We start from the raw sequence: 10589 nt of genomic DNA on the forward strand, positions 1-10589 counted from the left end.
AACCGCAAATTGTTCATGGACCGGCTGGGCGCGGTCGCCAATTTCGCCAAGACCATGCCAAGCTTGCGGCCGACGCTGATGGTGATCGACCTCGACCGCTTCAAGCAGGTCAACGATTCCGTCGGCATCGCGGTCGGCGATTCGATCCTGCTGACGCTGGCGCGGCGGCTGACCCGCATCCTCAAGCCGCAGGACACGCTGGCGCGGCTGGCCGGCGACCAGTTCGGCCTGATCTTGATGTCGGAACAGGACCCGGCCCGCATCACCGCCTTCGCCGAGACCATCCGCAAGACCATCCGCGCGCCGATCGCCTTCAACGACCGTGAGATTTTCCTCACCGCCTCGATCGGGCTCGCGCTCTCCGATCCGCAGACCCAACTGTCCGACGAGATCATCAAGGACGCCGAACTGGCGATGTATCATTCCAAGCGCATCGGCGGCGACCGCATCGACGTCTACAAGCCGGCGATGCGCGCGCGCAAAACCGACCGGCTGACGCTGGAATCCGAACTGCGCCGCGCCATCGAGCGCGAGGAAATCACCATTCTGTACCAGCCGATCGTGCGGCTGGAGGATCGCTCGATCGCCGGCTTCGAGGCGCTGGCGCGCTGGGATCATCCGAAACTCGGGCGGATGTCGCCGGTGGAATTCATCAGCATTGCCGAGGAAATCGGCCTGATCGTCGATCTCGGCATGTTCGTGATGGACCAGACCGCCAAGCAGCTCGCGATCTGGCAGCGCGCGATGCGCTCGCGCGAGCCGATCTTCGCCAGCGTCAACGTCTCCTCGCGGCAATTGCTGCGACACGATTTGATCCACGACATCCGCACCGTGCTGTCGCGCTCCTCGGTGGCGCGCGGCACGCTGAAGCTCGAACTGACGGAATCGCTGGTGATGGAAAATCCGGAACACGCCGCGCAGATGCTGACGCGGATCCGCGAACTCGGCACCGGATTGTCGCTGGACGATTTCGGCACCGGCCATTCGTCGCTGGCCTATCTGCAGCGCTTTCCGTTCGACACCATCAAGATCGACCAGTCGTTCGTGCGCACCACCAGCCGCGGCACCAGGCCGGTGATCCTGAAATCGATCATCGCGCTGGCGCACGACCTCGGCATGGACGTGGTCGCCGAAGGCGCCGAGACCGATTCGGACGCGGTCGAGCTGTACCAATTGGGCTGCGAATATGCCCAGGGCTTTGCGTTTGGCGAACCGATGGATGCCGACGCCGCGATGCGGCTGTTGACCGAAGAACGGCTGGAGCAGGCGAGTTAAGACGCCCTGTGGTTATGCGTCCCCGCTTCCGCGGGGACGACGCGTAGGGTGGGACACCCTTTTGAACCGCACGCTTTTCCCGTCGGCCTGCCGGGTCGCGATGTAACCGCCGGCGAGGCAGGCCTCGCGCTGCGGCATCTTCTCCTGCGGGCTGCGCAACGTCTCCCACCACGACGCGCGCTGCGCCGCGCGCGGCAGCGCGGCGTCGATGATCTCCTCGATCTGATCGAAGGAGAGCACGAATTCGGGAAGCTTCTGCTTTTTCAGATAATCACGCAGCGCGTCGTAATCGTTCACGGGCAAACTCGGTGGGTGTTCAAGCGGATTTAGCCAAGGCGCGTGTGACAGCCTCGGGCTCTTTTTCAACGACTTTAAGCAGGATGCGAGCGCTGCGCTCCGGCTGACGGCGTCCCTGCTCCCAGTCGCGCACCGCCGACAACGCGAACCCATAGGTTTGCGCAAAGCTCTCTTGCGAGAGGCCAAGTCGCGTGCGGATTTTCTTGACGTTCACCCGTGCCGGGACATGAATTCCATAATCGCGCTTGTTTCCCGATCCATCGAGAAAGGCTTTGGCTTCGCTGAGTCCGGCCTTGATCTTATCGAACGCAGCTTTCGTCATTTTCGTCTCCGGTAATTTTCGACCATATCAGTGACCATCTTGGCCAGGACATTACGCTCGGCAGGAGAAAGGTTGGCCTTCTCGTTTTTAGCGAAAGCCGCCAGAACAAACACGGGCAGACCCTCTCCGCTGAACAGGTATATAATTTGCGCACCGCCGCTCTTGCCGCGCGCGCCGAAACCGAATCTCACCTTGCGGATGCCGCCGCTCCCTGGAATGACCACGCCACATCTGGGGTCGCTGGCCAAACGCTCCACGATGGCCATGCGCTCGTCCGGTGAAAACAGCCGATCCGCGACGGCGAGATAAGACGGCGTTTCCACGACGGTCTGCATCTGAACCGTTCCCTACGGCATTGCCGTAGTACCGTCAAGCTTCAAATCGGCGCTTCGACTTCAAGCCCGGAGGGAACGATGCTCGAAACCGTCATTACTTCGGCCGCATTAGCCAGATCGCGTCAACGAAGCGTTAACTCCGTGGAGCTGCGCCGCCGATATTTAAGCCGGCGGCAACCATTCCGGGCGCATTCAACCAAAGTGGGAGCAGCGAGCGATGGGACTAGGACGGCGCAAGGACAAGGCCAGCCGGCCCTGGCGGCTATCAGCAAAATTGCTGATTGTATCGTCAGTGGCGACGGTTATCGGCTTTTCCACGATCTGCGCCAGCGTCATGATCGACATGCGCCACGGCGAGGGAGAACTGGCGCGCCAGACCCTTGAGAACCTGGCATCCGGTATCGACGCCGACATCAGCCGCAACGTCGAACTTTTCGACCTGTCGCTGCGCGCCGTCGCCAGCAGCATGGTGATGCCGGAGATCGACCAGGTCAGCAAGCCGATCCGGCAGCTGATCCTGTTCGATCATGCCGCGACCGCGAAGCATTTCGGCGCCATCCAGGTGTTCGACGCCGACGGAAAACTGACCGTCGATGCCTCGACGCTGGATCCAGTACCCGAAAACCGCAGCGACGAGGAGTTCTTCCAGGTTCACCGCGACCGGCCCGACGCCGGCCTGTTCATCAGCCGGCCGATGCTGCATCACGGCGCCTATGCCATCGTGCTGAGCCGGCGCATCACCGACGCCGACGGACGCTTTCGCGGCGTGGTCGCAGGCTCGATCCGCTTCAGCTATTTTCACGACCTGATCGGTCGCCTCAATCTCGGTCCCGGCGACATCATCACCGTTTTTCGCCGCGACGGCACCGTGATCATGCGCACGCCGTTCGACCTCGACATGATCGGCAAGAATCTCGGCGATTTGCCCGGCGTGAAGCGGGCGCTGTCCGAACCGAGCGGATCCTACTCAGGAATCGCCACGGCGACCCACCCGTCGCGGCTGTACGTCTGGCGCGACGGCACAAGGCCGCTGGTCGTCATGGTCGGAAAGCCCTGGGACGACATTCTCCGGCTCTGGCGCACGGAGGCGACCCGGATCGGCGCGATCATGCTGGCGCTGATCTTATTCGTGCTCGCCGTCACGCTGTTCCTGGCGCGCGAAATCGGCCGCCGCGCGGTCGCCGAGGACAAGCTCGAGGAACTGGCCACCACCGACGCGCTCACCGGGTTGAAGAACCGGCGCAAGTTCGATACCGCCATCGATGCCGAATGGCGGCGCGCGGCGCGTCACAAGACGCCGCTGGCATTGCTGATGATCGATGCCGATTATTTCAAGGCCTACAACGATACGTTCGGACATCAGGCCGGCGACGAGGTGCTGGTCGGCATCGCCATCTGCATTAGCGATGCGGTGCGACGCGCCGGCGATTGCGCCGCCCGTTACGGCGGCGAGGAATTTGCCGTGCTGTTGCCCGGCCTCTCGTCCCTGGAAGCGCTTAGCGTCGCCGAAACGATCCGGCTGAAGGTTCAGCAATGGTCCGGCGACCCGTCGATCACAACCGTCAGCATCGGCGTCGCGAGCCTGACGCCCGACACCACCACGGACTGGTCCGGCCTGGTGAATGCCGCGGACAAGGCGCTTTACGCAGCCAAGGCCGGCGGCCGCAACCGTTCCGTGATGGCCAGCATCCCGAAGCTGTCGCTGGTGGCTTAGCAGCCGTCACTTATCCAGATACGCCTTCATCTGCGCGCGCAGGTCGTCGCGCAGGTCGGCGCGGGCCATGCCGAAGGCGATGTTGGCGCGCAGGAATCCGGCCTTGGAGCCGCAATCGTGGCGCTCGCCCTCGAACTCGACGCCGTAGAAGTTTTGCGTTTTCGCCAGCCCGATCATCGCATCGGTGAGCTGAATCTCGCCGCCGGCGCCGCGCTCCTGGGTTTCCAGTATCTTGAAGATTTCCGGCTGCAGGATGTAGCGACCGGTAATCGACAGATTCGACGGCGCGGTCCCCTTGGGCGGCTTTTCCACCATGCCGTCGACCGCGAACATGTTGGCGTGCTGGTGGCGCTCGCCGACGCCGCAGATGCCGTATTGATGGGTGAGATGCCCCGGCACTTCTTCCACCGCGATCAAATTGGACTTGTCGCCGAGCTTGCCCGCGGCCTCGATCATCTGCTTGAGGCAGCCCGGCGTGTTGAGCACCAGTTCGTCCGGCAGCACCACTGCGAACGGCTCATGTCCGACGATGTCGCGCGCGCACCACACCGCGTGGCCGAGGCCGTGCGGTGCCTGCTGCCGGGTAAAACTCATGGCGCCGGCTTCCGGCTGATCGCGCGCCAGGATATCCATCTCGGTCTTTTTGCCGCGCGCGGCGAGCGTGGCATCGAGTTCATACATCCTGTCGAAATGGTCCTCGATCACGCCCTTGTTGCGGCCGGTCACGAAGATGAAATGCTCGATGCCGGCCTCTCTCGCCTCGTCGACCACATACTGGATCAGCGGCTTGTCGACGATGGTCAGCATTTCCTTCGGCATCGCCTTGGTGGCGGGCAGGACGCGGGTGCCGAGGCCGGCGACCGGGAAGACGGCTTTGCGGATTTTCATGGGGTGCGGGGTTGCCTTGCAGGATTACCTTGGGAAAGCGGACGGAGGGTGAATTTCGATTGCATGTGGTAGCCGGTTTTGCGGCCGGGAACAAAGCCGGATGGGTGATGCAGTTTCCTTTGCCTGCGGCCTTTGTGGAAGAGGGAAAACCGTTAACGTAAAAATTTCACCTTTGTTAAGCTGTTGGAAACTGGGACCAGGCCTCCTGAAAGCGGAATATTTCAGGCAGTGCGAGTGGAACATGACGCGACCGACGGAACCAGCGGCGAAAGTGCGAACCGGCGCAGTGATCCTGGCGGCGGCGCTGCTGTGGTGTGGCGAGGCCCGCGCGCAGTCCTCCGGCGGCGGCCCGCTGGACTTTCTCGGCAACATCTTCTCCGGCTCGTCCTCGAAAACCGGCCAACCCGCGCCGTCGGCCCAGCCGGGAGCCTCGCCGGCCGCGAGCGGCGGGCCGCTGCCGTGGAGCGGCGAGGACGGCGCCTCCGGCCATCCCCTGATGACCGCGAGCGCGATCCGCGAGGCGGCCGCGAATTTCGATAATTGCGTTGCCGCGATGTGGCCCGACGCCGCACGCCGCGGCATCTCGCAGGACAACTTCCAGCGCTTCACCGCGGGCCTTGCCCCCGATCTGCGGATCATGGATCTGATGGATTCGCAGCCCGAATTCACCAAGTCGACCTGGGACTATCTCGACATCCTGGTGAACGATGCGAGACTCGCCAAGGGCCGCGAGATCCTCGCCAAATACAAACCGCAATTCGACGCAGTGGAAAAGGCCTATGGCGTCGACCGCTACACGATCGCGGCGATCTGGGGCATCGAGTCGAATTACTCCACCCAGATGGGCGATCGCAGCGTCCTGCAATCCACCGCGACACTGGCCTGCATCGGCCGCCGCCAGAAATACTTCAGGGATGAGTTCCTGACTGCGCTGGAAATCCTCAACCGCGGCGACCTTCGCCCCGAGCAGATGCGCGGCTCCTGGGCCGGCGCCTTCGGACCGACGCAATTCATGCCGACGGCTTTCAAGCGCTATGCCGTTGACGGCGACGGCGATGGCCGCCGCGACGTGGTCGACGACCCCGCCGATCTGATCGCCTCCACCGCGAACAATCTCAAGAAGGACGGCTGGCAGACCGGCCAGAGCTGGGGCTTTGAGGTCGTGGTGCCGCCCAACTTCAACTACATGCTGGCGGATCGCGCCAAGGCAATGACGATCGCGCAGTGGGAGCATCTGGGCCTCAAGCGCGCCGGCGGCCAGCCGTTCCCGCAGCCCTCCGACAAGGCCTATCTGCTCGCCCCCGCCGGCGCCGAGGGGCCGGGCTTCCTGATGCTGCAGAATTTCCGCGTCATCATGAAATACAATCCGGCGGAAGCCTATGCGCTGGCGATCGGCCATTTCGCCGACCGGCTGCGCGGCGGGGCCCCGTTCGTGCAGCCCTGGCCCCGGCAGGAGCGGGAATTGTCGCGGGCCGAGCGGCTGGAACTGCAGCAGCTGCTGGTCCAGCGTGGATTCTATCGCGGCACCCCGGACGGCCAGTTCGGCGGCGAGACCCGGGAGGCGCTGCGCGGCTTCCAGGCCTCGATCGGAGCTCCGGCGGATGGCTTTGCCTCCTCGGGCGTGCTGGAACAGCTTCGGGGACACTGAAACGGCCGCGTTCAGGCCCGAAAGTAACTATGAAGGTGTCATTTGCCGCCAGCCCTTGACGGCGCCGGCCGATGCCCGGTTTATGGCGTAGAATCTGCCCGCTTGCGGCCCGATTCCGCTATTATAGCGATGGCCTGATCTTTCATACCGATCGACGCGCATGCAGAAGCCGAAGTCCTTTTTCCGGATATTCACCGAGAGCGGCCCGCTGATCGTGCTGGCCGTCGCGATCGCGCTGCTGGTCGGGGTCGTGGGGCCGGCTTCCGCGCAGTTTTTCAATTTCGGCGGACCGCCGCGGCCGCAGCCGCAGCCGCAACAGCCACCGCGCAGCAATGGGGCACCGGGACCCGGCGGCGGCAGCAGCTGGTTTGGCGGCGACCTGTTCGCGCCGTTCCAGCAGCAGGCGCCGAAGCGGATCGAAAATTATTCCAAAGCCCCGCCTCCGGAGAAGCGCGATGTCGCGATCGTTCCGGATCGCAACGTGCTGGTGCTCGGTGACGGCATGGCGGACTGGCTCGCTTATGGTCTCGAGGACGCCTATGCCGAACAGCCCGACATGGGCGTGATCCGCAGAAACAAGACCATTTCCGGCCTCATCCGCTATCAGCCCAAGGGCGATCCGGCCGATTGGGCCGCGGCGGCCAAGGGCATCCTCGCCACCGAGAAGCCCGATGCCATCGTGATCATGCTCGGGCTCAACGACCGCATGCCGATGCGGGAGCCGACGGCCGAGAAATCCGACGGCAAGTCTTCTGATAACAAGTCCTCGGACAAAAAGAGCGACAAGAAGGACGCCCGCGCCAAACCGGACGGCGCAGCCGATGCCGCCAAGCCGGATGACAAGCCGACCGACACCGAACTATCCGACGACGCCGCCGACAATGGCGACGTGCCGGCGGTGATGGCGCCGGAGAAGAGCGCGCGTTCGCCGAACGGGGTCTATGAGTTCCGCGAGGATCGCTGGGTCGAGCTCTACACCAAGAAAATCGAAGAAATGATCGCGGTTGCGAAATCCAAGGGTGTGCCGGTGCTGTGGGTCGGACTGCCCGCGGTTCGCGGCGCCAAGGCGACCGCCGACACGCTGTTCCTGGATTCGCTGTATCGTGAAGCCGCCGGCAAGGCCGGCATCACCTATGTCGATGTCTGGGACGGATTTGTCGACGAAGCCGGCCGCTTCCTGCAGCAGGGCCCCGACTTCGAAGGCCAGATCCGCCGGCTGCGCTCCTATGACGGGGTGTATTTCACCAGGCCCGGCGCGCGCAAGCTGGCGCATTATGTCGAGCGCGAGATCACGCGGCTAATGGCGGCGCGCTCTGCGCCGATCGCGCTGCCGAGCGAACCGGCAACGCCCGACGCCAATGCGCTACCGGGCCAGCCGGCGCCGCGTCCGCTGGCGGGACCGATCCTGCCGCTGGTGGCCTCTTCCGTCGGCACCGATCAGTTGCTTGGCGGGCCAGGGTCGCGCCCGGCCGCGGTTGACGCGCTCGCGGCGCGCACGCTGGTCAAGGGCGAAGCGCTTGCACCGCCCGCCGGCCGCGCCGATGATTTCGCCTGGCCGCGCCGTGAGGTCGGCCGCGAACAGGCCAAGGGCGAAACGCCGGTGGCGTCGGTTTCACCGGATGGGACGGTCGCTGCACCGGGCACACCGGCAACACCGCCCAAGCCTAAAAAGCCTCGTCCGCTTCAATCCGGCACGCCGTCGTTCCAGAATTTTTTTGGACTTGGCGCGCCGCGCCAACCGCAACCGCCGCAGGCCGCACCACCGCGGGCGCCGGCCGCGCCGGGTGTACCGCGCCCGCCGGCCAATGTCGGACGATCGGCTTCCGTGCCGCCGGTGCCAGGCCTGGTCACACGCTAACGGGTCACGCGTAGACGGATCAAACCTCACGGGAGGAGCGCGTCTTCGCGCGGCTCGAACCGTGAGGCCGAAAACATCTCATTCTGATGATCGTTCAGAGACGCCGGGAGCGCTCAGCCATAGTACCGCCAGCGCGGCGCTGGCCGGCGCGGTGGACGCGTCATCAGCATCGCCAGCGCGAAGCCGATGCCACCCGCGATCAGGAGCGCGCCAAGCGGACGTTCCTGCACGCTCTTCGCCACCGCCCTTGAGCCGTCACGGATGGTCTCGCCACTGTTCGCATAAGCATGCCTGTAGGCATCCTTGGCATAACCGGCGGCGGTTTCGCCGGCATCGCGCGCGGCATCCTTGGCCTGCCCATACAGATTCTGCACTGTCCCGGTCGCCTCGCGGGCACGGCCCGCGGCCTGGGCCTGGGCGTTACCCGTCACGTCGCCGACAGCACCTTCTACTTTACCGGCGACGTCCCTTGCCGAACCGGCAATTCGATCCTTGTCCATCGCAGTCACTCCCTTGCGAAATATGCGCGTGAGATGATTCTCAGTGAGCTAACCGACAAGACCGGTCCCGGTTCCGGCCGGCCGTACGCGCTGCGCGCTGCAAGCCGTTGACATCGCAATGTCAGGGAGTAGCTTTTTGGCCAATGAGCGGAGCAACCGCCAGCCTCGATCAGGAGAAACGCCATGACCGTGACGATCCGGCAGCTTCACCCGCATTTTTTCGGCGAGGTCTCCGGCGTCGACCTGCGACAACCGCTCACGCCGCAACAGGCCGCCGATATCGAGGCCGGCATGGACCGATACGCCGTGCTGCTGTTCCGCAATCAGGACATCACCGACGAACAGCAACTGATGTTCGCGCGCAATTTCGGCGAACGCGAGAGCGCGCGTGGCGGCACCGTCACCAAACGGGAAGACTACCGGCTCACCTCGGGGCTGAATGACGTCTCCAACCTCGGCAAGGACGGCAAGCCGCTGCCGCGCGATCACCGCACCCATCTGTTCAACCTCGGCAACTGCCTGTGGCATTCCGACAGTTCGTTCCGCCCGATCCCGGCGAAGTTTTCGCTGCTGTCGGCGCGGGTGGTGAACCCCAAGGGCGGCAACACCGAATTCGCCGACATGCGCGCGGCCTATGATGCGCTCGACGACGAGACCAAGGCCGAGATCGAGGACATGATCTGCGAACATTCGCTGATGTATTCGCGCGGCGCGCTCGGTTTCCTCGACTACACCGAAGAAGAAAAGCAGATGTTCAAGCCGGTGCTGCAGCGGCTGGTGCGCACCCATCCGGGGCATGGCCGCAAGTCGCTGTATCTGTCGTCGCATGCCGGCGCCATCCGGGGCATGAGTGTGCCGGAGGCGCGGCTATTGCTCCGCGACCTCACCGAGCACGCCACCCAGCGGGAATTCGTCTACATTCATCAATGGACGCTGCACGATCTCGTGATGTGGGACAACCGCCAGACCATGCACCGGGTGCGCCGTTACGACCAGTCGCAGCCACGCGACATGCGCCGGGCCACGGTCGCCGGCACCATGCCGACCGTCGCCCAGCAGGCGGCGGAGTAGGCGAAAAGAAGTAGACGAAAAAACACCGTCGTCCCGGCGAACGCCGGGACGACGGTGTAAATGCGTCAAGTGCCGGCGCCAAATATCACCTCAGGCATGCCCGGCTTCGTTCGACAGCATGCCCGGATCGATCCCGATCTTGCGCAGCGCCCGCAGGTATTTTTCCTCGACATCGCCGCCGAAGATCAGATCGGGATCGGCGTCGCAATGCAGCCAGCCATTGTCCTGGATCTCGGTTTCCAGCTGTCCCGCCGCCCAGCCGGCATAGCCCAACGCGAGGATGGCGTGCTTCGGCCCGGCCCCCCTTGCGATCGCCTTGAGAATATCGACGGTCGCGGTCAGGCAAATACCGTCGTCGATCCGCAGCGTTGCATCCTTGATGAAGAAATCGCTTGAATGCAGCACGAAGCCGCGGCCGGTATCGACCGGACCGCCCTTGAGGACCCGCATGGTCTCGGCGTTCTCCGGCAGCTTGATCTGGTCGGCCTTCTTGATGATGTCGAGCTGCACCAGCAATCCGGGAAAATCGATGCTGCCGGCCGGACGATTGACGATGATGCCCATGGCGCCTTCGGCCGAATGCGCGCAGAGGTAAATCACCGAACGCTCGAAGCGCGGATCTCCCATCACCGGCATGGCGATCAGCAGCTGACCGTCGAGATAGCCATGACCTGATGAGCC

At 64.2% G+C, this 10589-nt stretch carries 11 protein-coding genes; 5 read left to right on the forward strand and 6 right to left on the reverse strand.

The annotated features are described in order from the left end of the window. Positions 1–1275: putative bifunctional diguanylate cyclase/phosphodiesterase (locus ABR948_RS23490; protein ID WP_428122671.1), on the forward strand; the 1275-nt coding region annotated here is incomplete at its 5' end. Positions 1276–1287: 12 nt separating this feature from the next. On the opposite strand, the gene ABR948_RS23495 is transcribed toward ABR948_RS23490, so the two are convergent. Genes ABR948_RS23495 through ABR948_RS23505 form a run of 3 tightly spaced genes read right to left on the reverse strand, consistent with a single transcriptional unit; the run spans position 1288 to position 2229 of the window. Continuing rightward, positions 1288–1572 carry a DUF7662 domain-containing protein gene (locus ABR948_RS23495; RefSeq protein WP_428122673.1) on the reverse strand — a complete coding sequence of 95 codons (285 nt, stop codon included), beginning with the start codon at positions 1570–1572 and terminating at the stop codon, positions 1288–1290. 19 nt (positions 1573–1591) lie between these two features. Beyond that, complete coding sequence (locus ABR948_RS23500; RefSeq protein WP_428122675.1) at positions 1592–1894, reverse strand: helix-turn-helix domain-containing protein; 303 nt, start codon at positions 1892–1894, stop codon at positions 1592–1594. Then, positions 1891–2229 (reverse strand): type II toxin-antitoxin system RelE/ParE family toxin, encoded by a 339-nt coding sequence (locus ABR948_RS23505; RefSeq protein ID WP_428122678.1) that lies wholly within the window; start codon positions 2227–2229, stop codon positions 1891–1893. The genes ABR948_RS23500 and ABR948_RS23505 overlap by 4 nt, the downstream gene beginning before the upstream one ends. Before the next feature lie 217 nt (positions 2230–2446). Between ABR948_RS23505 and ABR948_RS23510 the strand changes: the two genes are divergently transcribed. Continuing rightward, positions 2447–3943, forward strand: coding sequence for a sensor domain-containing diguanylate cyclase (locus ABR948_RS23510; protein ID WP_428122681.1), 1497 nt, complete (start codon positions 2447–2449; stop codon positions 3941–3943). A gap of 6 nt (positions 3944–3949) precedes the next feature. Here the strand turns inward: ABR948_RS23510 and ABR948_RS23515 are convergent, their stop codons facing one another. Next, positions 3950–4831, reverse strand: a complete 882-nt coding sequence (locus ABR948_RS23515; RefSeq protein ID WP_428122683.1) for a UTP--glucose-1-phosphate uridylyltransferase — start codon at positions 4829–4831, stop codon at positions 3950–3952. Between the two features lie 241 nt (positions 4832–5072). On the opposite strand from ABR948_RS23515, the gene ABR948_RS23520 reads away from it, so the two are divergent. Further along, the gene (locus ABR948_RS23520; protein WP_428122686.1) at positions 5073–6479 is read left to right on the forward strand and encodes a lytic murein transglycosylase; all 1407 of its coding nucleotides are present in this window, start codon (positions 5073–5075) and stop codon (positions 6477–6479) included. A 160-nt stretch (positions 6480–6639) separates the two neighbouring features. Next, positions 6640–8337, forward strand: coding sequence for an SGNH/GDSL hydrolase family protein (locus tag ABR948_RS23525; RefSeq protein ID WP_428122689.1), 1698 nt, complete (start codon positions 6640–6642; stop codon positions 8335–8337). A gap of 113 nt (positions 8338–8450) precedes the next feature. Here ABR948_RS23525 and ABR948_RS23530 read toward each other — a convergent pair whose 3' ends face one another. Beyond that, positions 8451–8837, reverse strand: a complete 387-nt coding sequence (locus ABR948_RS23530; RefSeq protein ID WP_428122691.1) for a CsbD family protein — start codon at positions 8835–8837, stop codon at positions 8451–8453. Positions 8838–9020: 183 nt separating this feature from the next. Here ABR948_RS23530 and ABR948_RS23535 point away from each other — a divergent pair, with 183 nt between their 5' ends. Further along, entirely contained in the window at positions 9021–9908 is an 888-nt protein-coding gene (locus ABR948_RS23535; RefSeq protein WP_428122694.1) for a TauD/TfdA dioxygenase family protein, read from the forward strand. A 90-nt stretch (positions 9909–9998) separates the two neighbouring features. Here the strand turns inward: ABR948_RS23535 and ABR948_RS23540 are convergent. Next, a partial coding sequence (locus ABR948_RS23540; protein ID WP_428122697.1) for a YqgE/AlgH family protein occupies positions 9999–10589 on the reverse strand: 591 nt, incomplete at its 5' end.

Origin of the sequence: Bradyrhizobium sp. (assembly GCF_050014615.1) — a bacterium.
In the GTDB taxonomy this organism is placed as follows: Bacteria; Pseudomonadota; Alphaproteobacteria; order Rhizobiales; family Xanthobacteraceae; genus Bradyrhizobium.

Excerpts from the sequence above, each read along its gene's own strand:
- ABR948_RS23515 (WP_428122683.1), bottom strand. The coding sequence starts at position 4,831 with ATGAAAATCCGCAAAGCCGTCTTCCCGGTCGCCGGCCTCGGCACCCGC.
- ABR948_RS23500 (WP_428122675.1), bottom strand. The coding sequence starts at position 1,894 with ATGACGAAAGCTGCGTTCGATAAGATCAAGGCCGGACTCAGCGAAGCC.
- ABR948_RS23525 (WP_428122689.1), top strand. The coding sequence starts at position 6,640 with ATGCAGAAGCCGAAGTCCTTTTTCCGGATATTCACCGAGAGCGGCCCG.
- ABR948_RS23530 (WP_428122691.1), bottom strand. The coding sequence starts at position 8,837 with ATGGACAAGGATCGAATTGCCGGTTCGGCAAGGGACGTCGCCGGTAAA.
- ABR948_RS23510 (WP_428122681.1), top strand. The coding sequence starts at position 2,447 with ATGGGACTAGGACGGCGCAAGGACAAGGCCAGCCGGCCCTGGCGGCTA.
- ABR948_RS23505 (WP_428122678.1), bottom strand. The coding sequence starts at position 2,229 with ATGCAGACCGTCGTGGAAACGCCGTCTTATCTCGCCGTCGCGGATCGG.
- ABR948_RS23520 (WP_428122686.1), top strand. The coding sequence starts at position 5,073 with ATGACGCGACCGACGGAACCAGCGGCGAAAGTGCGAACCGGCGCAGTG.
- ABR948_RS23535 (WP_428122694.1), top strand. The coding sequence starts at position 9,021 with ATGACCGTGACGATCCGGCAGCTTCACCCGCATTTTTTCGGCGAGGTC.